The sequence below is a fragment of the Nocardioides sp. B129/18 genome, from assembly GCF_055282735.1.
In genome coordinates, this window is record NZ_JBUZJI010000009.1 from 26,490 (window position 1) to 47,627 (window position 21,138).

At 72.3% G+C, this 21,138-nt stretch carries 22 protein-coding genes; 21 read left to right on the forward strand and 1 reads right to left on the reverse strand.

Features of this window, described 5'->3' with window-relative positions:
* The first annotated feature begins 29 nt into the window (after positions 1 to 29).
* The 9 genes from lepB (at position 30) to ACZDWJ_RS08730 (ending at position 8,572) form a co-directional block, all read left to right on the forward strand.
* Positions 30 to 881 carry a signal peptidase I gene (gene lepB, locus ACZDWJ_RS08690; RefSeq protein ID WP_463520549.1) on the forward strand — a complete coding sequence of 284 codons (852 nt, stop codon included), beginning with the start codon at positions 30 to 32 and terminating at the stop codon, positions 879 to 881.
* Positions 878 to 1,609 carry a ribonuclease HII gene (locus tag ACZDWJ_RS08695; protein WP_463520550.1) on the forward strand — a complete coding sequence of 244 codons (732 nt, stop codon included), beginning with the start codon at positions 878 to 880 and terminating at the stop codon, positions 1,607 to 1,609. The genes lepB and ACZDWJ_RS08695 overlap by 4 nt, the downstream gene beginning before the upstream one ends.
* Positions 1,606 to 1,914: a DUF2469 domain-containing protein gene (locus ACZDWJ_RS08700; RefSeq protein ID WP_463520551.1), complete on the forward strand. Its 309-nt coding sequence runs from the start codon at positions 1,606 to 1,608 to the stop codon at positions 1,912 to 1,914. The genes ACZDWJ_RS08695 and ACZDWJ_RS08700 overlap by 4 nt, the downstream gene beginning before the upstream one ends.
* 147 nt (positions 1,915 to 2,061) lie before the next feature.
* Positions 2,062 to 2,529 carry a TadE/TadG family type IV pilus assembly protein gene (locus tag ACZDWJ_RS08705; protein WP_463520552.1) on the forward strand — a complete coding sequence of 156 codons (468 nt, stop codon included), beginning with the start codon at positions 2,062 to 2,064 and terminating at the stop codon, positions 2,527 to 2,529.
* On the forward strand, positions 2,529 to 4,271 hold the full coding sequence (locus ACZDWJ_RS08710) for a hypothetical protein (protein WP_463520553.1): 1,743 nt from the start codon (positions 2,529 to 2,531) through the stop codon (positions 4,269 to 4,271). The genes ACZDWJ_RS08705 and ACZDWJ_RS08710 overlap by 1 nt, the downstream gene beginning before the upstream one ends.
* 120 nt (positions 4,272 to 4,391) lie before the next feature.
* Positions 4,392 to 4,796 carry a YraN family protein gene (locus tag ACZDWJ_RS08715; RefSeq protein WP_463520554.1) on the forward strand — a complete coding sequence of 135 codons (405 nt, stop codon included), beginning with the start codon at positions 4,392 to 4,394 and terminating at the stop codon, positions 4,794 to 4,796.
* Entirely contained in the window at positions 4,796 to 6,403 is a 1,608-nt protein-coding gene (locus ACZDWJ_RS08720; protein ID WP_463520555.1) for a YifB family Mg chelatase-like AAA ATPase, read from the forward strand. The genes ACZDWJ_RS08715 and ACZDWJ_RS08720 overlap by 1 nt, the downstream gene beginning before the upstream one ends.
* Complete coding sequence (gene dprA / locus ACZDWJ_RS08725; protein WP_463520556.1) at positions 6,400 to 7,536, forward strand: DNA-processing protein DprA; 1,137 nt, start codon at positions 6,400 to 6,402, stop codon at positions 7,534 to 7,536. Before ACZDWJ_RS08720 ends, dprA begins: the two co-directional genes overlap by 4 nt.
* Positions 7,537 to 7,651: 115 nt before the next feature.
* On the forward strand, positions 7,652 to 8,572 hold the full coding sequence (locus tag ACZDWJ_RS08730) for a tyrosine recombinase XerC (RefSeq protein ID WP_463520650.1): 921 nt from the start codon (positions 7,652 to 7,654) through the stop codon (positions 8,570 to 8,572).
* On the opposite strand, the gene ACZDWJ_RS08735 is transcribed toward ACZDWJ_RS08730, so the two are convergent.
* The gene (locus tag ACZDWJ_RS08735) at positions 8,545 to 9,228 is read right to left on the reverse strand and encodes a murein hydrolase activator EnvC family protein (protein ID WP_463520557.1); all 684 of its coding nucleotides are present in this window, start codon (positions 9,226 to 9,228) and stop codon (positions 8,545 to 8,547) included. The genes ACZDWJ_RS08730 and ACZDWJ_RS08735 overlap by 28 nt on opposite strands.
* A gap of 413 nt (positions 9,229 to 9,641) precedes the next feature.
* On the opposite strand from ACZDWJ_RS08735, the gene rpsB reads away from it, so the two are divergent.
* The 12 genes from rpsB (at position 9,642) to ACZDWJ_RS08795 (ending at position 21,101) form a co-directional block, all read left to right on the forward strand.
* Positions 9,642 to 10,571 carry a 30S ribosomal protein S2 gene (rpsB, locus tag ACZDWJ_RS08740; protein WP_463520558.1) on the forward strand — a complete coding sequence of 310 codons (930 nt, stop codon included), beginning with the start codon at positions 9,642 to 9,644 and terminating at the stop codon, positions 10,569 to 10,571.
* A 42-nt stretch (positions 10,572 to 10,613) separates the two neighbouring features.
* Positions 10,614 to 11,423 carry a translation elongation factor Ts gene (gene tsf, locus ACZDWJ_RS08745; RefSeq protein WP_463520559.1) on the forward strand — a complete coding sequence of 270 codons (810 nt, stop codon included), beginning with the start codon at positions 10,614 to 10,616 and terminating at the stop codon, positions 11,421 to 11,423.
* Between the two features lie 269 nt (positions 11,424 to 11,692).
* On the forward strand, positions 11,693 to 12,958 hold the full coding sequence (locus tag ACZDWJ_RS08750; RefSeq protein WP_463520560.1) for an SPFH domain-containing protein: 1,266 nt from the start codon (positions 11,693 to 11,695) through the stop codon (positions 12,956 to 12,958).
* 13 nt (positions 12,959 to 12,971) lie between these two features.
* Positions 12,972 to 14,225: a TFIIB-type zinc ribbon-containing protein gene (locus ACZDWJ_RS08755; protein ID WP_463520561.1), complete on the forward strand. Its 1,254-nt coding sequence runs from the start codon at positions 12,972 to 12,974 to the stop codon at positions 14,223 to 14,225.
* Complete coding sequence (locus ACZDWJ_RS08760) at positions 14,222 to 14,521, forward strand: hypothetical protein (RefSeq protein ID WP_463520562.1); 300 nt, start codon at positions 14,222 to 14,224, stop codon at positions 14,519 to 14,521. The genes ACZDWJ_RS08755 and ACZDWJ_RS08760 overlap by 4 nt, the downstream gene beginning before the upstream one ends.
* Before the next feature lie 96 nt (positions 14,522 to 14,617).
* On the forward strand, positions 14,618 to 15,328 hold the full coding sequence (gene pyrH / locus ACZDWJ_RS08765; protein ID WP_463520563.1) for a UMP kinase: 711 nt from the start codon (positions 14,618 to 14,620) through the stop codon (positions 15,326 to 15,328).
* A 55-nt stretch (positions 15,329 to 15,383) separates the two neighbouring features.
* On the forward strand, positions 15,384 to 15,938 hold the full coding sequence (gene frr, locus ACZDWJ_RS08770) for a ribosome recycling factor (protein ID WP_463520651.1): 555 nt from the start codon (positions 15,384 to 15,386) through the stop codon (positions 15,936 to 15,938).
* 18 nt (positions 15,939 to 15,956) lie between these two features.
* Entirely contained in the window at positions 15,957 to 16,826 is an 870-nt protein-coding gene (locus ACZDWJ_RS08775) for a phosphatidate cytidylyltransferase (RefSeq protein ID WP_463520564.1), read from the forward strand.
* Between the two features lie 136 nt (positions 16,827 to 16,962).
* Positions 16,963 to 17,376, forward strand: a complete 414-nt coding sequence (locus tag ACZDWJ_RS08780) for a histidine phosphatase family protein (RefSeq protein ID WP_463520652.1) — start codon at positions 16,963 to 16,965, stop codon at positions 17,374 to 17,376.
* A gap of 9 nt (positions 17,377 to 17,385) precedes the next feature.
* Positions 17,386 to 17,772, forward strand: coding sequence for a hypothetical protein (locus tag ACZDWJ_RS08785; RefSeq protein WP_463520565.1), 387 nt, complete (start codon positions 17,386 to 17,388; stop codon positions 17,770 to 17,772).
* Between the two features lie 90 nt (positions 17,773 to 17,862).
* Positions 17,863 to 19,011: a dual-specificity RNA methyltransferase RlmN gene (rlmN, locus tag ACZDWJ_RS08790; protein ID WP_463520566.1), complete on the forward strand. Its 1,149-nt coding sequence runs from the start codon at positions 17,863 to 17,865 to the stop codon at positions 19,009 to 19,011.
* Positions 19,012 to 19,292: 281 nt separating this feature from the next.
* Positions 19,293 to 21,101, forward strand: coding sequence for a hypothetical protein (locus tag ACZDWJ_RS08795; protein ID WP_463520567.1), 1,809 nt, complete (start codon positions 19,293 to 19,295; stop codon positions 21,099 to 21,101).
* Positions 21,102 to 21,138 lie beyond the last annotated feature (37 nt).

A 21,138-nucleotide genomic window follows, 5' to 3' on the forward strand; every position in this document is an offset into this window, starting at 1 on the left:
CGGGTGTGGGCGTGCCTACACTCATCCGCGTGACCTCCGAGGACCGCGACCCCCAGACCGACGTCGAAGGGTCGCGGTCTTCGTCGTCTGCGGGCGACGACGCCCGACCCGACGCCGCGGACGCCCCGCCCGCCGAGCCCGTCGGGCCTGCCGGGCCCGACCGCCGCACGCGCCAGGGCCTGCCGGTGTGGCAGGAGAGCATCCTGCTGCTGGTGATCGCGGTCGGCCTGGCCGTGGTCCTCAAGGCCTTCTTCGTGCAGGCCTTCTACATCCCCTCGGAGTCGATGGAGCCCGGGCTGGTCAAGAACGACCGGATCCTGGTCCAGAAGGTCTCCTACTGGGGCGGCGGCAGCCCGCAGCGCGGCGACGTCGTCGTCTTCAAGGACCCCGGCGACTGGCTCACCGCCGCCGAGCAGGCCGGCCCGACGAACATCGTCGGCCGGGTGCTCACCAAGATCGGCCTCTACCCCTCGGGCGGCCACCTGGTGAAGCGCGTCATCGGCGTCGCCGGTGACACGATCCACTGCTGCGACGAGAAGGGTCGCCTGCAGATCAACGGCAAGAGCATCGACGAGCAGGGCTACGCCCGCATCAGCGCCGGCAGCTGCTACGGCCCGATGATCTCCGACTGCAGCACCGACGCCTGGACCGCCGGCCCCGTGCCGAAGGGCCACGTGTTCGTCATGGGCGACAACCGCGAGCGATCGGCCGACTCCACCGTGCACATGTGCGCGAAGGGCGCCACCGACTGCGTCCCGGGCGACGAGTACGTCGCCAACGACCTCATCGTCGGCAAGGTCTTCGTCCTGCTCTGGCCCCTCGACCGCTTCACCTTCATCTCGCGCCCCGACAGCTTCGCGGGCGTGCCGGCCGGCAAGTGAGCCCGAGCCCGCCGCCGTCGCTGCGGGTGGCCCGTCGGCTGCTGCGCGGCGGGCTGGCGACGCTCGCCTGCACCGACGAGGTCGGACGCGGCGCGCTGTGCGGCCCGGTCACCGTCGGCGCCGTCCTGGTCACCGAGGACACCCGCACCGCGCCCCAGGGCGTGCGCGACAGCAAGCTGCTCAGCGCCGACGCCCGGCGCCGTCTGGTGCCGCGCATCCAGCGGTGGGCGCCGTCCCACGGCGTCGGCCACGCCAGCCCCGCCGAGATCGACGCCCTCGGCATCATGGCGGCGCTGCGGCTGGCCGGCCACCGCGCCCTGGCGCAGCTCTCGACGCCGCCCGACACCGTGCTGCTCGACGGCAACCACGACTACCTCACGACGCCCGCGCCCGAGCCGCAGCTCGAGCTCCTGACGGCGGCGCAGCTTCCCGAGCCGCCGTTCGTGCTCGAGTCGATGCCGCCGGTCGTCACCATGATCAAGGCCGACCTGCGCTGCGCCGCCGTGGCCTCGGCGAGCATCCTGGCCAAGGTCGCCCGCGACGAGATCATGGTCGCGCTGGCGCGCGAGCATCCCGAGTACGGCTGGGCGGAGAACAAGGGCTACTCCGCGCCCGGGCACCTCGCGGCGCTCGCCGCGCTCGGTCCGACGCCGCATCATCGCGTCTCCTGGCGCCTGCCCGGCTGCGAGGACGCCGTGCGGGCCCCGGCACTAGAGTCGCGACCGTGAGCGCAGAGGACCTCGAGAAGTACGAGACCGAGATGGAGCTGACGCTCTATCGCGAGTACCGCGACGTCGTCGGCATCTTCAAGTACGTCGTGGAGACCGACCGCCGGTTCTACCTGTGCAACCAGGTCGACGTGAAGGCCCGCACCGAGGCCGGGGACGTCTTCTTCGAGGTCACCATGAACGACGCCTGGGTGTGGGACATGTACCGCCCGGCGCGCTTCGCCAAGACGGTCAAGGTGCTCACCTTCAAGGACGTCAACGTCGAGGAGCTCAATCCCTCCGAGATCGACCCGCCCAAGCCGTAGCCCCGAACGGGTCAGGTGCGCGCCGACCCCGCCGATGGGAGCCACGACGGACCCGGCCCGACGAGCCGCCGGGACCGCCTGAGCCCAGAGGTGACGTCGATGTTCGGTGCAGGGACCCGTCGCCCCGATCAACGGGGTGCCGCGGCGGTGGAGTTCGCGCTCCTGGCGCCGCTGCTGTTCCTGCTGCTCTTCGGGATCATCAGCTACGGCTACATGCTCAGCTACCGGCAGGGCCTGAGCCAGGGCTCGGCCGAGGCCGCCCGCGCCGCGGCGGTGCTGCCGGCGTCGAGCACCTCGACGCAGAAGGTGAGCGCGGCGGTCACCTCGCTCAACAACGCGCTGCGCACCTACGGCGTCTCCTGCTCGATCACCGGCAGCGCGACCAGCGGCGACCTGCTGCGCGGCACGAGCACCGTCGGCACCTGCGCGGTCGGCGTCTACGACTGCAGCAGCCTGACCTCCGGCACGCCGACCCAGACCACCGCGGTGCCCGACTGCGTCCGCGTGGACGTCAACCACGCCTACGCCGCCAATCCGCTCATCCCGTCCTTCCCCGGCTTCGGGGCGGTGCTGCCGCCCAAGCTCGGCTACACCGCCGTGGCGGGGGTCAGCTGATGCGCCGCCTCCTGCGTGGACGGGGACGCCGTCGTGACGACGCGGGCGCGATCATCCCGATCGTCGCGATGCTGCTGGTGGCGCTGATCGCCACCACCGCCTTCGCCGTCGACCTCGGCCGCCAGCGGGTGGCCCGCAGCGACATGCAGGCGCTCTCGGACGTCGTCGCCCTCGACATCGCGCGGCTCCTGGCCGGCCAGACCTCGGCGTCCCTGCTCGGCGACGCCGCCTTCAAGGCCGCGATCGTGTCCTCGGTGAGCCGCAACGCCACGACGGTGGGGGACAAGCCGCTGGTGAAGGTCGAGATCGGTCAGGTCGTCAACGGGGCCTTCGTGCCCTCGGGCGCGGTGTCCTACCAGGCGGGCGGCGCGACCGTCGGCTCCATCTCGATCACCAGCGCCGAGGACATCCCCTCGGCCACGCGCGTCACCGCCGGCACCAGCCTGGCCTTCGCCTTCGCGCCCGGCACGGGCGCTGCGAACCGCTCGGCGGTGGCCATCACCGACTCCTCGGCCTGCTTCGAGATCGGCTCCTACGCCGCCGCGGTGAGGTCCGGCAGCTCCGCGCTGCTGAACCCGCTGCTGAGCGCCATCAACTCCAGCCTCAACCTCACCGCCGCCGGCTACCAGGGGCTCGCGAGCACCTCGCTGAAGCTGAGCGACCTCGCGGTCGCCCTCGGCGTCGCCAGCGTCGACGACCTCGCGACGACGACCGTCTCGTACCGCAGCTTCTACCTCGCCCTCGCGCAGGTGCTCGGCTCGAACGGACAGACCGCGAACGTCGCCCTCCTCAACACCCTGGCGGCGTCGGTCTCGGCGTCGGCGAACCTGACGATCGGCAGCCTGCTCGCGCTGGGCACCGGGTCCAACGCGGCGGTGAGCGCGACGGCCAACCTGCTCGACCTCGTCGCGGGCTCGGCCTTCCTCATCAACGGCACCAACTTCCTGAACCTGCCCCTCGCCGCCTCCTTCCCCGGGCTGGTGACGGCGAACGCGCAGGTCAAGATCGTCCAGAACATCATGAAGTACTGCGGACGCGTCGGCTCCCAGGAGACGACCGCGACCTCGCCGGGCACCTCCCAGGCGGTCGTCTCGCTCAGCTCGAACCTTCTCGGCGCGACGATCCCGATCCCGCTGGTCGGCTCGGTGACGGCCGGCTCGCCGACCGGCAAGCCGGTGCAGATCGCGGTGAACCTGGCGCCGACCTCGGCGTCGCTGACTTCGGTGCGCTGCACGAGCGGCGTCTCGAACAGCCAGGGGGTCACCCTCGCGATGGACAACGCCCTGGCCTCCACCAGCATCTCGGTGCCGCTGCGGGTCAACGGGACGGTGAGCCTGCTCGGCCTGGTCGGACTGGTGAGCGTCGACATCACGACCAACGTCTCGGTGACCAGCACGGTCAGCCCGACGTCGACGGACTTCACGATCACCGTTCCGCCGCAGGCCTTCGACACCGTCTACTCCACCGGCACCGGCAACCTCTCGCTGGGGACGACGACCGCCAGGCTCGGCACGACCGTGACCGCGACGCTCCTGGGCCTCCCGATCACCCTCTCCACCGCGCAGCTCGACAGCATCCTGGACCCGGTGATCTCCGCCGTGGTCTCGCCGCTGATCTCGGCGGTCAACTCGGCGGTGGTCTCGCCGCTCACCGACCTGCTCGGCGTGCGGGTCGGGGGTGCGGACGTCATCCTCGACAGCACTCCGGCGCTGTCCTGCTCGACCCCGATCCTGCGTCAGTGACCCGGCCGCGAGCCACCTGGCCTCCACAGCCCACCCGCTGACCGCCTCCTCCCCAGATCCTGCGCGGGGGCTGCCGCTCGTCCGTCCCGCCGCCGAGGCTGGAGGGCGAAGGAGGCCCCCATGCCACGTCCCACAGCAGCATCCCGGCCCGGCCGTCCGGCCCGTCACGACCTCCGCTCGGTCGCGCTGGGCCGCCACGGCGAGCTCGTCGCCCGGCGCCACCTCGAGGCGGCCGGGCTCGTCGTGCTCGACGCCAACTGGCGCGGCGCCGGCGGCGAGATCGACCTCGTCGCCCGCGACGGAGCGGTGCTCGTCGTCGTCGAGGTCAAGACCCGCGCCAGCGTGCAGCGCGGCACGCCCCACGAGGCCATCACCCCGGTGAAGCTCGAGCGGATGGTCCGGCTGGCCGAGGAGTGGCAGGCCGCCCATGGCGTCCGGGCCCCCGAGGTGCGCCTGGACCTCGTCGCGGTGCTTCGACCCCGGCGTGGGCCGTCGGTGGTCGAGCACGTGCGGGGGCTGGTCTGATGCCGGTCGCGCGGGCCCGCACGGTCGCGCTCGACGGCGCCGTGGGCCACCTCATCGACGTCCAGGCCGACGTCTCGCCCGGGCAGGTCGGGCTCACCCTGGTGGGCCGGGCCGACACCGCTCTGCAGGAGGCGCGCGATCGCTGCCGGATGGCCGTGGTCAACTCCGACCTGCCGTGGCCCTCCACGAAGCGCATCACCGTGCTGCTGGCACCGGCCGACCTCCCCAAGCGCGGCAGCCACTTCGACCTCGCGATCGCCGTCGCGATCCTGGCCGCCGACGCCCGCCTCGACCCCGCGGTGCTGGAGGGCGTCGTGCTCATCGGGGAGCTGACCCTCGACGGCGGCCTCCGGCCGGCCGTCGGCGTGCTGCCGATGGTGCTGGCCGCCGCCGGACGGGGCGCGCACACGGTGGTCGTCCCCGAGCCCCAGGCCGAGGAGGCCGCGCTCGTGCCGGGCGTCGCCGTCCTCGGGGTGCGCTCGCTGGCCCAGGTGCTGGCGGTGCTCACCGGCGAGGCCGTCCCCGAGGCGGCGCCCGTCGCCGCGCGGTCGGGCGCGGAGGTGCTGACCTGGCGGGGGAGCACCCGGCACGAGGAGGTCGACCTCGCCGACCTCGCGGGGCTGGCCGACGCCCGGTTCGCCGCCGAGGTGGCCGCGGCCGGCGGACACCATCTGCTCCTGATCGGCCCCAAGGGCTCGGGCAAGACCAGTCTGGCCGAGCGCCTGCCCACGATCCTCCCCGACCTCGACGCCGAGGAGAGCCTGGAGGCCACCACGCTGCACTCGCTGGCCGGCTCCCTCGACCCCGCGTCCGGCCTGGTGCGGCGCCCGCCCTACGCCGCTCCGCACCACGACGCGTCCAAGGCCGCGATCGTCGGCGGCGGCACCGGCCAGGTCACGCCGGGGGAGCTGAGCCGCGCGCACACCGGGGTGCTGTTCCTCGACGAGTTCCCGCTCTTCCGCCTCGACGTGCTCGAGGCCCTGCGCCAGCCGCTGGAGAGCGGCGACATCACCATCGCGCGGCGCGACGAGATGGTCACCCTCCCGGCGCGCGCCCTGCTGGTGCTGGCCGCGAACCCGTGTCCGTGTGGCGAGTACCGCGCCCAGGCCGGCCAGAACCGCTGCACCTGCCGGGAGTCGGTGCGTCGCGCCTATCGGGCCCGGCTCTCCGGCCCGCTGCTCGACCGCATCGACATCACGCGTCAGGTCGAGGGGCTGCGGCCCCACGAGCGTCGCGATCCGCTCGCGGTCGTCGAGTCCTCCGCCACCGTCCGCGCTCGTGTCGCGCGCGCCCGCGAGCGTCAGGCCGCCCGCTACGCCGGCCGTGGCTGGCGGCTGAACGCACACGTCCCCGGCCCGGCGCTGCGCGAGGAGTGGCCGCTGGAGGCGGCCGCGCGCGACGCCCTCGACGCCCGCATCTACGACGGCGAGCTGTCCGGTCGCGGCGCGGTGCGCGTCCACCGACTGGCCTGGACCGTCGCGGACCTGCGCGCCGACGTCTGCGGCGCCCCCACCCCGGCTCCGGGGCTCGAGGAGCTCGACGTCGCCTGGCGGCTGCGACGCGGCGACCCCCTGCTGCTCGCGACGCTCGCGGAGCGGGCCGGATGAGCGCCTCCGACGCCGAGCGCCTGGCGCGGGCCGCGCTCAGCCGTCTGGTCGAGCCCGGGCACCTGCCCACCAGCCGGCTGGTCGCCGAGCTCGGAGCGCCCACGGTCTACGAGGCGCTGCTGACCCGCACCCGGGTGCCCGAGCTGAGCGAGGACCTCGGTCCTCGGCTGGCGGAGGTCGACCCCGTCCGCGAGCTCGAGCAGGCCGAGCGTCTCGGCATCCGCTTCGTCATCCCGGGCGACCCCGAGTGGCCGGACTCGCTGACCGACCTCGCCGGCGCCGAGCCCCTGCACCATCGTGGCGGTGTCCCGCTCGGACTGTGGCTGCGCGGTCCGCTGCGCCTGGACGCCTGGTCCGATGCCGTCGCCCTGGTGGGCTCGCGCTCGGCGACCACCTACGGCGGCGAGGTCGCCGGCGAGATCGCCGCGGGTCTGGCTCGCGAGGGCCGCGGCGTCGTCTCGGGGGCGGCGTTCGGCATCGACCAGGCCGCGCACCGCGGGGCGCTGGGAGCGCAGGGTCCGACGATGGCCGTCCTCGCCTGCGGCGCCGACCGCGTCTACCCCGAGGCGCATCGGGCCCTCCTCACGCACCTGGCCGAGGAGCACCTCGTGGTGTCGGAGGCCCCGCCGGGCTCCGCGCCGATGCGGGTGCGGTTCCTCGCCCGCAACCGGCTCATCGCCGCGCTCTCGTGCGGCACCGTGGTGGTCGAGGCGGCCGTGCGCAGCGGAGCCCTGAACACCGCCAACTGGGCCGGGCGGCTCCATCGGGTGCTCATGGGCGTGCCCGGGCCGGTCACCAGCGCCGCCAGCCAGGGCGTCCACCACCTCGTGCGCCAGGGCGCGGCCACGCTGGTCACCGGCCCGCACGACGTCCTCGAGCTCGTCGGCGCCGCCGGCACCCACCTGCAGGAGATCCCGCGCGGCCGCGACCGCCCGCGCGACCTCGTCACCCCGGTGCAGGCGCAGCTGCTCGACGCCGTGCCGGTCAGCGGGGTCGGCTCGGCGATCGTGCTCGCCCGTGCGGCCGGTCTGGCCGTGGACACCGTCGAGCGCGAGCTGCAGCGCCTGGCCGCTCAAGGGCTGCTCGAGCAGCGGGAGGAGCGGTGGCACCTCACCCCGGCCGCACTGGTCTGACCCGCGCGCCGCCCCGCCGCGAGGCACCGGCCTTCCTAGACTCGGTGGGGTGGGCGAGCAGACGGAGCGACGCGAGGAGCACGACGTCGCGCCCGAGGCCGGTGGCGAGACCTCCATCGAGGCCGTCCCCGAGGCATGGGCGCGGACGCTGGCCCGCTATGAGCGGCACCTGCGGGCCGAGCGGGGGCTGGCCGAGCACACGATCCGGGCCTACCTCACCGACCTCGCCTCGCTGGCCGAGCACGCGGGCCGGCTGGGCGTCCTCGACGTCGCCGACCTGGATCTGCGCGCCCTGCGCAGCTGGCTGGCCCGCCAGCAGACCCTCGGACGCGCCCGGTCCACCCTGGCCCGCCGCTCGACCTCGGCGAAGGTCTTCACCGCCTGGCTCGCACGGTCGGGTCGCGCGCCGGCTGACGTCGGAGCCGCGCTCGCCCGTCCCAAGCCGCACCGCGAGCTGCCGGCCGTGCTGAGGCCCGAGGAGGCCAGCGACCTCATCGCCGCGGCGACCCGGGCGGCCGACGACGGCAGCCCCGTCGGCCTCCGCGACGTCGCCGCGCTGGAGCTGCTCTACGCCACCGGCATCCGCGTGGGGGAGCTGGTGGGCCTCGACGTCGACGACGTCGACCGTCGCCGGTGCGTGGTGCGGGTGCTCGGCAAGGGCGACAAGGAGCGCACGGTTCCCTTCGGTCGTCCGGCCGCCCGAGCCCTGGACTTCTGGCTCGCCCACGGCCGGCCCGCGCTCGCCCAGCCGGACTCCGGCGCGGCGCTGCTCCTCGGCGCCCACGGCGCACGGGTCGACCAGCGCACGATCCGTCGGATGGTGCACCGCCGCATCAGCGAGGTCCCCGGAGCGCCCGACATCGGGCCTCACGGACTGCGACACACCGCCGCCACCCACCTCCTCGAGGGCGGCGCCGACCTGCGCTCGGTGCAGGAGCTCCTCGGACATGCCTCCATGGCGACCACCCAGCTCTACACCCACGTCAGCACCGACCGGCTGCGCCGGGCTTACCGCCAGGCCCACCCCCGCGCCTGAGCCAGGGCGAGCCCGGCCGGTCCGAGCAGCGGCAGGGCCGCCGTGGCGGCGGACCCGACCGCCGCGGATGGCACGGGTGACCCGCCCGGCGAGGTCGCTCCGGCTCCCGCGGCGGGCGGCGCGCCCCGCAGAGCGCGCTCACCCAGCCCCGCCAGGGGCAGGAGCCGCACCGGCCCGCCGCCGACCAGGCCGAGCGGGTCGAGGTAGGTCTCGCCGCGTCGCCAGCCCCAGTGCAGACATGCCCGTGGACGACAGTGCGACGGCGCGGCCTCGAGGCGTCCGAGGACCGCGGCCGGGGCGACCTCCTCTCCGCGCCGCACCGCGGCGTCGACCGGCTCGTAGGTGGTGCGGGTCTCTCCGTGGTCGACCACGACGACGCCGCGTCCGGCGAGCCGGCCGGCGAAGGTCACGGTGCCGCCGAGGGCGGCGTGCACGGCCTGGCCGGGCGCGCCCAGGAGGTCGACCCCGCGGTGGCCGGGGCCGTAGGGGCCGCTGGGCGGCTCGAACCCGCGGACGACGGTGGCCGGGCTCAGCGGCCAGGCCCCCTCGCGCGGGACGGGGTCGGCGGCCCCGGGGACGGGCTGGGCCGCGATGCTCGGCACCGCCGCGGCCAGGACGAGCAGGAGGGCCGGGAGAGCGGGACGCAGAGGGCGCATGGTGCGAGCCTGCGCGTCGGGTCGGGGGAGCGGCCAGGGTCGTCCGCGATCGGTGGACGACGCCGTCGCGCCCGACCCTGTGGACGGGAGGTGGCGGGCGCGGCGGCGGAGGATCCGGGATTGGCCCGCTGCCGTCCGCCTCGCGTAGGGTGGAGGTGCAGCCCTCCGGGGCTGACATCGCATGCCTGCTGTCCACGACGGCTCCCGCTCCGGGAGTCGACCACCCGTGGGCGCCGGCCCCCGGTCCCGCTCGCGCGGGTGGGGCCGACGCGCAGGCATCAGGGCCGCGCGGCACCCGTCGTCGCGGCAGCAACTCGAAACCCACCACCGGGCGGTCCGCCGGTGCGTCCTGCCGGCGAGCGCCGGTGCCAAGGTCGCGCGGACGGCGGACGCCCACACAGGAGAGAACCACCATGGCAGTCGTGACCATGCGCCAGCTCCTCGAGAGCGGCGTCCACTTCGGACACCAGACCCGTCGCTGGAACCCGAAGATGAAGCGCTTCATCATGACCGAGCGCAACGGCATCTACATCATCGACCTGCAGCAGTCGCTGGCCTACATCGACCGCTCGTACGCGTTCATCAAGGACACCGTCGCCAAGGGCGGCACCGTGATGTTCGTCGGCACCAAGAAGCAGGCCCAGGAGGCCATCGCCGAGCAGGCGACGCGCGTCGGCATGCCCTACGTCAACCAGCGCTGGCTCGGCGGCATGCTCACCAACTTCTCGACCGTGCACCAGCGGATCAACCGCCTCAAGGAGCTCGACGACGTCGACTTCGACAACGTCGCCGGCTCGGGTCGCACCAAGAAGGAGCTCCTGCAGATGAAGCGGGAGCGCGACAAGCTCGACAAGACCCTCGGCGGCATCCGCGAGATGTCGCGCACCCCCTCCGCGGTGTGGATCGTCGACACCAAGAAGGAGCACCTCGCCGTCGAGGAGGCCCGCAAGCTCCGGATCCCGATCATCGGCATCCTCGACACCAACTGCGACCCCGACGAGGTCGACTTCCCGATCCCGGGCAACGACGACGCCATCCGCGCCGTCGGTCTGCTGACCCGCGTGATCGCCGACGCCGTCGCCGAGGGCCTCATCGCCCGCTCGGGCGCGAAGACCGCCACCGAGGGCTCCGAGAACGGCGCGGCCGAGCCGCTGGCCGAGTGGGAGCGCGAGCTGCTCTCCGGCGACGCCGAGCAGGCCGCCGAGACCGCCACCGCCGCCCCCGAGGGCGAGGCCGCTGCCGCCGCCACCGGCGCGAGCACCGAGGGCGAGGCCGCCACCGAGGCCGCCGCCGAGGCCGCTCCGGCCGAGGCTGCGACCGAGGCCGCCTCCACCGAGGCCTGAGCACTCCCCACCCGTACACACCCCGTACCGAAGAGGACACACATGGCCTACACCGCTGCCGATGTGAAGAAGCTCCGTGAGCTGACCCAGGCCGGCATGATGGACTGCAAGAAGGCGCTCGACGAGTCCGAGGGCGACTTCGACAAGGCGGTCGAGCTGCTCCGCGTGAAGGGCGCCGCCAAGGCGGCCGCCCGCGGCGCGGAGCGCGAGACCTCGGCCGGCCTCGTGGCCGCGTCGGGCAACGCCCTGGTGAGCCTGCTCGCCGAGACCGACTTCGTCGCCAAGAACGAGGCGTTCATCGCTGCCGCGCAGCAGATCGCCGACGCCGCCGACCAGCACAAGACCGGCGACGCCGAGGCCCTCAAGGCCGTCTCGCTCGGCGAGAAGACCGTGGGCGAGACCGTCCAGGACCTCGCCATCACCATCGGCGAGAAGATCGAGCTCGGCCAGGTCGCCTACTTCGAGGGCACCACCACGGTGTACCTGCACAAGAAGGCGTCCGACCTGCCCCCGACCCTCGGCGTCCTGGTGGAGTACACCGGCGACGAGGCCGCGGCCAAGCAGGCCGCCCAGCAGGCCGCCGCCCTCAAGGCGCAGTTCCTCACCAGCGACCAGGTCCCGGCCGACGTCGTGGCCCAGGAGCGCGACGTCCTCACCAAGAAGACGCTCGAGGAGGGCAAGCCCGAGGCTGCCGTCGCCAAGATCGTCGAGGGCCGCATCAACGCCTTCTACAAGGAGATCGTCCTGCTCGACCAGGAGTCGGTCTTCGAGGCGAAGAAGTCGGTCAAGCAGGTGCTCGACGCCGCCGGCACGACCGTGTCGCGCTTCGCGCGCTTCGAGGTCGGCGCCTGAGCGTCGTCCGCGTCAGCCGAACGGCCGGTCACCCGCACGGGGTGACCGGCCGTTCGCACGTCTCGGGCGCCGTTCGACTCTCGATCCGTTGCCCTGCAGGACGACCCTGCAGGACGACCCCGCAGGACGACCCCGCAGGACGCCCCCGGTGCGCTCATTCCCTCCCGTCGGCCCGGAGGCAGCAGTAGGTTGATCCCGGTCGTCCGCCCCTCGGCGACCGGCGTCCTGCGGGAGCGGGGCGCACCGTTCCAGGTGGAGGTGTACGTCAGGTGGGACTCATCCAGGCCGCGATCGGCGCGATGGGCGGCACGCTCGCCGACCAGTGGGTCGACTTCTACGGAGTCCCCGCGGGCATCGGCGCCACGGCGGCCATCTTCCCGGCTGTGCAGCAGGGCCAGAATGCCGGCCGCGGCAGCAACACCCGCGCGTCCGACGGCGTCATCACCCGGGGATCCAAGATCATCGTCCCCCAGGGCTACGGCCTGGTGCTGATCGAGGACGGCGCCTTCACGGGCTTCGCTGCGGAGCCCGGCGCCTACATCTGGGATTCCGAGGAGGCCGCCTCGCAGTCGATCTTCAGCGGCGGAGGCCTGGTCGACTCGATCGTCAGGCAGAGCTGGGAGCGCTTCAAGCTCGGCGGCCGGCCCTCGTCGCAGCAGTCGGCCGTGTTCGTCTCGCTCAAGGAGCTTCCGAACAACAAGTTCGGCACCCAGTCCGAGATCTACTGGGACGACGCCTTCCTCAACACCCAGGTCGGCGCCATCACCCGCGGCACGTACACGCTCAAGATCACCGATCCGCTGACGTTCATCCGCAACTTCGTGCCGGCCGACGTCATCGACGGCCGCGCGACCTTCGACTTCACCGACCTCGACAACCCGGCCGGCGAGCAGCTGTTCAACGAGGTCGTGGGCTCGCTGGCCCCCGCGTTCTCGATGTACACGAACGATCCCGCCAAGGGCAACCGCATCACGAGGCTGCAGCAGGACTCCATCGGCTTCGCCCAGTCGCTCTCGGCCGCGGTCGAGCAGAACTACCGATGGCGTACCGACCGCGGGCTCGAGATCGTCAAGACCGCGATCATCGCCATCGAGTACGACGCCACGACCCGCGAGCTGCTCACGAACGTGCAGCGCGCGGACGCCCTCTCCGGCGCCCGCGGCAACTCCAACCTGCAGGCCTCGGTGGCAGCCGGCATCCAAGCCGCAGGCGAGAACGCCGGCCCGGGTGGCCTGGTCGGCCTGGGCCTGGGCGTGGGCGGTCTCGGCGTGGGCGGCCTGCAGCAGCCCGTGCCCCCGGCGGCGCCTCCGGCTCCGCCGGCAGCCCCGGCAGCCCCGGCAGCCCCCTCGTCCCCCTCGGCGCCCGCGGCTCCCGCGGGAGCCGCGCCCGCCGCAGCCGATCCCGCCGCCGCCCCCGCTCCCGACCCCGCAGCCGACCCCGTGGCCGTGCTGACCCGTGCCAAGGAGATGCTCGACGCCGGTCTGATCACCCAGGCCGACTACGACGCCGCCAAGGCCAAGGCCCTCGGGCTCTGAGGGCGATCCGTCGATGACACAGGAGTCAGCGCCTCAGCAGCCCCCCTTCGACGGGCCGCCGCTGTCGCTGGAGGAGGAGCTCGACGCCGCTCGGGCCAAGCCCGAGTCGGGACCTGGCATCGAGACGATCAACGAGTCGCTCAAGGACGGCCTGAACCGCTGCCCGAAGTGCGGCGGCACCGACGTCCAGCTGCGCGGGTCGACCGGCAACCTGGTGTGCCTGTTCTGCCGCAACGAGTGGCAGGAGGCCAGGGTCGAGGAGGAGTTCGGCCTCGGTGAGGGCATCGACCAGCTCGACGGCACCGTCATCGCCAGTGGTGCTCGGCGCATCCAGGCCGACGTCGCTGACGTCCTCACCTTCAAGTGCGAGGCCTGCGGCGCCGAGGTCGTGGTCGACACCGCCCACGCGCTCAACGCCCGCTGCCACTGGTGCCGGCACACGCTCAACGTGAACCAGCAGATCGCCAACGGCGCGGTGCCGGACGCCGTCCTGCCGTTCCGGCTGACGAAGGACGATGCTGTCGAGAGGATCCGCGGGTTCGCCTCGAAGCGACGCCTCTTCGCCCACCAGCGGTTCAAGGCCGAGTTCGTGCCCGAGAACGTCCTGGGCGTCTACCTGCCCTATCTCGTCATCGACGCTCGCGCGCAGTCGGAGTACTGGGGCACGGCGGAGGTCGAGACCCGACGCTGGACTGAGAAGCACGGCGACAGGAGCGTCACCTACTACGCCGCCGACGTCTACCGGATCTCGCGCACCGTGGCCTTCACCGTCGACGATCTCACCATCGAGGGGTCAGCCGAGCGTGCCGACCTGAGCAGCGACACGACCAACAACATCGTCAACTCGGTGCTGCCCTTCGACACCAAGAACGCCGTGCGTTGGAACGCCAGCTACCTGGTCGGGTTCACCAGTGAGAAGCGCGACCTGGACGTCGAGGGTCTCGGGCCCGTGCTGGAGGACCAGCTGCTCTCCATCGGTCGCTCGCAGGTGCAGCCCACGCTGGGGCGCTTCAACCGGGGTGTGCGCTGGGAGCAGGAGAGGATCGACGTCGGGGGCTCGCGGTGGGTCTCGATGTACCTGCCGGTGTGGCTCTACTCGTACCGGCAGGAGAGCAACGGCCTCCTGCACTACATCGCCGTGAACGCCCGCACCGGCGAGACGATGGGCAGCATCCCGGTCTCCAAGCCGCGGCTGCTGCTCGCCGCCTTGACGGTGGGCACCGCCCTCGAGGGCGTCGCCGCCGCGATCCTGGCGGCGACCACATGAGCGCGGCACTGGCCCTCGGGCTGGCCCACGTCGTCCAGCTGAGCCCGCTGGCCACCGACGGCGCCGCCTGGCTGCTCGCCGCCGGACCGGCCGGGGCCGTGGCGACGTACTGCCTGATCCACCGCTACTACCGCAACGACGACAAGACGCACGAGTTCGAACGCGACACCGTGATCGTGGCCCAGCCCGTCGACGGAGATGAGGAGAGGATCGACCACGTCTCCCGCACACGAGACTCCGACATCGACGGCGACAACCACCGACAGCACCGCTCGCGGGTCGACCGCGTGCGCTGAGTCACCTGAGCCTCGTCGGCGGCATCGCCCGGCGGGGTGCCCGGCTCGGTCACTGATAATCTCGCCCCGCCTCCGCTCGCGATCGAAAGGTTCCCGGTGTCCGGTTACAAGCGTGTGCTCCTGAAGCTCTCCGGCGAGGTGTTCGGCGGCGGCAAGGTCGGGGTCGACCCCGACGTCGTGCAGAAGATCGCCGCCGAGATCGCCGCGGTCGCCCGCACCGGCACCCAGATCGCCGTCGTCACCGGCGGCGGCAACTTCTTCCGCGGCGCCGAGCTCCAGCAGCGCGGCATGGACCGCGTCCGCGCCGACTACATGGGCATGCTCGGCATCGTCATGAACTGCCTGGCGCTGCAGGACTTCCTGGAGAAGATGGGCGTCGAGACCCGCGTCCAGACCGCCATCACGATGGGCCAGGTCGCCGAGCCCTACATCCCGCGCCGCGCGATCCGGCACATGGAGAAGGGCCGCGTCGTCATCTTCGGCGCCGGCATGGGCATGCCCTTCTTCTCCACCGACACCGTCGCGGTGCAGCGCGCCCTCGAGAGTCGCTGCGAGGTCGTGCTGGTCGCCAAGAGCGGCGTCGACGGCGTCTACAGCGCCGACCCCCGCCACGACCCCACGGCCACCAAGTACGACGACCTCACCTACGACCGGGCGATCGCCGACGGCCTGGCCATCATGGATCAGACCGCCTTCACCCTGTGCAGCGAGAACAAGCTCCCGATGATCGTCTTCGGCATGGACGTCGAGGGCAGCATCCTCTCCGCGGTGCAGGGTGAGAGGATCGGAACGCTGGTCCACCCGTGACTGGCGTCCTCGCGCGCGCCCGCACGTCCACCCACCTCTGTCAGGAGCACCCGTGATCAACGACATCCTCAACGACGCCGACGCCAAGATGGGCAAGTCGGTGGAGTCGACCCGTGAGGAGTTCGCGGCGATCCGCGCCGGCCGCGCGCACCCGAGCATGTTCAGCAAGATCGTCGTCGACTACTACGGCTCCCCGACGCCGCTGCAGCAGCTGGCCTCCTTCACCTCCTCCGAGGCCCGCGTCATCCTGATCCAGCCCTACGACCAGGGCGCGATCGGCAACATCGAGCGCGCCATCCGCGACTCCGACCTCGGCGTGAACCCCGCCAACGACGGTCGCGTCCTGCGCTGCGTCTTCCCCGAGCTCACCGAGGAGCGCCGCAAGGAGTTCATCAAGGTCGCCAAGGGCAAGGCCGAGGACGGCCGGGTCGCCGTGCGCAACCTGCGCCGCACCGCCAAGCAGGGCCTGGAGAAGCTCGAGAAGGACGGCGAGGTCGGCCAGGACGACGTCACCGGCGCCGAGAAGCGGCTCGACGGCATGACCAAGAAGCACACCGACGCCATCGACGAGATGCTGAAGAACAAGGAGGCGGAGCTCCTCGAGGTCTGACCTCGAGTCTCCGCACCGATGACCGGCCAGACGACCGCACCCGCCCAGAAGGACCACGGGCGGGCCGGTCGCGACCTCCGCGCCGCCGTCGCCTCGGCGGTGGTCCTGCTCGGCGCGATCGCCGCCTCGCTGGCGTTCGCCAAGACGCTGTTCATGGTGATCGTCGCCGTGGCGGTCGTCGTCGCGATCTGGGAGCTGCGCAAGGGCTTCCTCGCCAAGGGCATCGACCTGCCCGAGCAGCCGCTGATGGTCGGCGGCGTCGTCATGGTCGTCGTCGCCTACGTCTGGGGCGCGCCGGCGCTGGTCACCGGCACCGCCGTCACCGGCCTGGTCATCATGCTGTGGCTGCTCCAGCGCGGCATCGACGGCTACGTCATGAACGCCACCGCGTCGGTGTTCACCCTCATCTACATCCCCTTCCTCGGCTCGTTCGTGGCGCTGCTGCTCTCCGAGGGCGGGCTCACCGGGGGAGGGCTCGACGACGACGGCGTGGCCGGCATCGTCACCTTCATCCTGGTCACCATCGCCTCCGACATCGGCGGCTACGTCGCGGGCGTGCTCTTCGGTCGCCATCCGATGGCGCCGGTGATCTCGCCGAAGAAGTCGTGGGAGGGCTTCGCCGGCTCGGCGGTCTTCTGCATGGGCGCCGGCGTCGCGCTCGTCGTCACCCTGCTCGACGGCGACTGGTGGGTCGGCGTCGCCCTGGGCCTGATCGCGGTGGTCATGGCCACCCTCGGCGACCTGTGCGAGTCGGTCATCAAGCGCGACCTCGGCATCAAGGACATGAGCCAGGTGATCCCGGGCCACGGCGGCCTGATGGACCGGCTCGACTCCCTGCTCGCCACGATCGCCCCGATCTGGCTGCTCCTGCACTACGCGGTCTTCTGACCCGTGCGCCTGCACCTGGTGCGGCACGGTCGGGTGAGCGTCGACCCGGCCGTCGACCCCGTCGCCTGGACGCTCGACCCGGCCGGCTTCGACGACGTCTGGGCGCTGCGCGAGCAGATGCCGCGCGACGACCTGGCTGACCTCGCCGGAGACGAAGGCCGTCGAGACCTCCCAGCTGCTCAGCGACGGCCCGGTCGGCATCCTCGACGACCTCGCCGAGCTGCGGCGTCCCGGCGGCTGGATCGACGACGTCGACGCCGCCGTCGAGGCGGCCTTCGCCCGTCCCGACGCCGCGGCCCGGCCCGGCTGGGAGTCGCTGGAGGAGTGCCGCGTGCGGCTGCGACGCGCGCTGGCGCCCGTGCTCGAGGGCCACGCGGGCGAGGACGTCGTGCTCGTCGGCCACGGCCTGGCCTGGACGGTGCTGCTCGCCGACCTGGCAGGTGCGCCCCCGCGGCTGGAGGACTGGCGAGCCCTCGCGATGCCGGACCTGCGCGTCGTCACTCCCGAGAACCGCTCGCCCCTCCCGCGGACGGGGATCGATGACGAGTAGGCTCGCCAGGTGGAGAGCGACCAGACCCAGGCGATGCCGGCCGTCGACGACGAGGTGACCCCCTCCGAGTCCGAGTCCGCCGCCCCGGAGCCGAGCTGGTGGCACCGCGGCCACCCGGTCTTCTCCTCGCTGGCCGGCTTCTTCACCGGCATGCTCTTCATCATCCTGGTGCCCGGCGTCTACGGCGCGGTGCTCTCGGCGGTCTTCAGCTACGACACCGCCGAGTCGCTGTTCCCCTACGTGCTGGTGGCGCTCGCGATCCCCATCGCCCTGCTGGCCATCCCCGGCACCCGACGCTTCGGCCGCTACATGGTGCTGGGCATCGTCTCGACGCTGCTGGTCGTCGGCCTGGTGGCCGGCGGCGTCCTGTGGTTCCTCATCAACCGCCAGCAGTGATGCCAGCAGTGATGCCAGCGGTGATGCGCGGGCGCGGGTCGCGCACCTGAGATTGGGGCCGGACCGCGTCGCGGTGGGAGGATGGGGGCGATGACCGACTCCCCGAAGCCGCTGCCCCTGGTGTTCGACCCGCCGAAGGGGCGCGCCAAGCCGCCCGCCCACCTGGCCGATCTCGACCCGGCCGGGCGCAAGGCGCTGCTCGAGGACAACGGCCTGCCCGGCTTCCGGGCCAAGCAGCTCTCCACGCACTACTTCGCGCGGCTGGTCGACGACCCCGCGCAGATGACCGACCTGCCGGCCGCCCAGCGCGAGCAGCTGGTCACCACGCTCCTGCCCGAGCTGATGACGCCGCTGCGCACCCTCGAGGCCGACCGCGGCACCACCCGCAAGACGCTGTGGAAGCTCTTCGACGGCGCCCTCGTGGAGTCGGTGCTCATGCGCTACCCCGACCGCGCCACGATGTGCGTCTCCAGCCAGGCCGGCTGCGGCATGGCCTGCCCGTTCTGCGCCACCGGCCAGGGCGGCCTGCAGCGCAACATGAGCACCGCCGAGATCGTCGAGCAGGTCGTCGCCGGCGCCCGCTCGCTGGCCCGCGGCGAGGTCCCCGGCGGCCCCGGTCGCGTCTCCAACGTCGTCTTCATGGGCATGGGCGAGCCGCTGGCCAACTACAAGGCCGTCATCGGCACCGTGCGTCGCCTCACCGACCCCACGCCCGACGGGCTGGGCATGTCGGCGCGCGGCATCACCGTCTCCACCGTCGGTCTCGTCCCGCGCATCAAGCAGCTGGCCACCGAGGGCATCCCGGTCACCCTGGCGCTGAGCCTGCACGCCCCCGACGACGAGCTGCGCAACGAGCTCGTGCCGATCAACACCCGCTACTCCGTCGCCGAGACCGTCGAGGCGGCCTGGGAGTACGCCCGCACCACCAAGCGCCGCGTCTCCATCGAGTACGCGATGATGCGCGGCATCAACGACCAGGCCTGGCGCGCCGACCTCCTCGCCGACGTCCTCAACGCCCACGGCGACTGGGGCTGGGTGCACGTCAACCTGATCCCGCTCAACCCCACCAAGGGCGGCCCGGTCTTCCAGGGCAAGATCTTCACCCGCTCCGAGGACGGCGACATGGACGAGTTCGTCCGCCGCCTGGAGGCCAAGGGCATCCCGACGACCGTCCGCGACACCCGCGGCAACGACATCGACGCCGCCTGCGGTCAGCTGGCCGCGCTCGACGAGGCCTAGTCACCGCGTTCGTACGCTCTCTGCGGTGTGACCGTCCGGCACCGACATCTCGCGGCAGCGAGATCGGTCCCATCTCGGGGATTCGCCTGCGCGAATCCTAAGACTCCTCTTGACTGTCGTGAACTCCCCAGGTGCGGCGCTCGACGCCGCCATGAGCTGACGTCAGGAGAAGTCGAGTGAGTGGTCTGATGCGGTCGCGACGAGGCGATGAGCAGATGGGTCCGGAGGACGGTCGGACGCGCGGGTGGCGTCGTCACGTTCCTGTGGTGGTCGGGGCGGCGGTGCTGATCGCTGCCTCGGGCGCCGGTGGTGCAGTGGCCGGTGGGCTGGTGACCAGCAGCCAGATCGAGGACTACACGATCCAGTGGCGTGACCTGAAGACCGGTGCGGTCGGCACGCGGATCATCGCTGACGGCACGATCGAGTCCGAGGACCTCACCGCCGCGACGCGGGCGGCGCTCAAGGGTCAGCCGGGCGTGCCCGGCTCGAAGTGGCTCACCGGTGCTGGTGCTCCGGGCAGTCTCTCGGCCGCTGACGGCGACTGGTACTTCGACTCCTCCAGCGACGACGTCTACACGCGCCTGGGTGGCGCCTGGGGCTTCGTCGTGAACGTCAAGGGGGCCCAGGGCGCGAAGGGCGACCAGGGCGCGAAGGGCGACAAGGGTGACCAGGGCGACCAGGGCGTCGCCGGCACCAATGGGGCCAATGGGGCCAAGGGCGACAAGGGCGACAAGGGCGACAAGGGCGACAAGGGCGATGCCGGCGCTGACGGCGCCGACGGCAGCGCCTGGCTGAGCGACGCCGGTGCGCCTGTGGACACCCTGGGTGCGGACGGCGACTGGTACCTCGACACCACCACCAGCAAGGCCTACCGCAAGGCCGCGGGGACGTGGACGTTCCGCGTGGACCTCCAGGGAGTCAAGGGCGACAAGGGCGACAAGGGCGACAAGGGCGACGCCGGCCAGAACGGCACCAACGGCACGAACGGCACGAACGGCACAAACGGCACGAACGGCGCCAACGGTCTGGCGGGCGCGACGTGGTACGCCGGCTCGGGTGCTCCTGCCGACTCGTTGGGCGCGAACGCTGATCTCTACCTGGACACCGCCACGAGCGACGTCTATCGCAAGGCGTCGGGCTCGTGGTCGCTGCTGACGAACATCAAGGGTCAGAAGGGCGACCCGGGCGCCAACGGCACGAACGGCACGAACGGCACGAACGGCACGAACGGGGCCAACGGGTCGACGTGGCTCACCGGCGCGGGTGCTCCCACGACCGGCGGCGCGGACGGCGACCTCTACCTGAACACCTCCAACGGCGACGTCTACAAGAAGACGTCCGGCTCCTGGGGCTCGCCGATCGCGAACCTGACCGGCCCCACCGGCCCGGCGGGATCTGGTGGCTCGGGCAGCGGCGGGGGGACGCCCTGGGCGTCCGGCACGGCTGCACCGACGCCGGGGACGGTGACCCCGACCGACGGCACCTACTACCTGAACACCACCACCGGCGCGGTCTATACCGCGGACGGCACCGCATGGACCGCCATCTACACGCCAGCGTCGGCCGGTGAGAGGTTCCCGAACGTCGAGCTGAACGTGAGCCCCTCGACGTCGCAGAACATCACGGGGTTGATGTCGACGAACAACTATCAGGCGGTGCAGTTCTCGGCGACCAACAACCCGAATGCGTCCCTCACGGGTGGGAACACCTGGAACGGGACGACGTTCACGGTCGGTCCGACGGGTGCAGGCTGGTACCAGGTCAACGCGCAGTTCATGACCTACGCCCAGGGCACTAAGGCTCCGTTCTCCGCTGGGCTGCATGTCTTCATGGACAAGAATGGCGCGGTCGGGAACAACCCGCCGCTCTACAACAGCGGGACCTACGGCACGCCCTTCCCCTACGCGGTGAGCACCTACGACATCTCCAACGTGAGCACGTACGTCAAGAACGGTTCGCGCCTCAACACCATCGTCTACCTCGCGGCAGGCGAGTCGATTGCGTTCCGGGCCCAGAGCGTGTCCACCAGCACCACTGCCTGGACGACGGACGACGGGAGCACGAACCTGACGATCGCCCGCATGGAGTAGTCAGGACGGCACCGACCTCGAAGCGAGCGAGCCACCT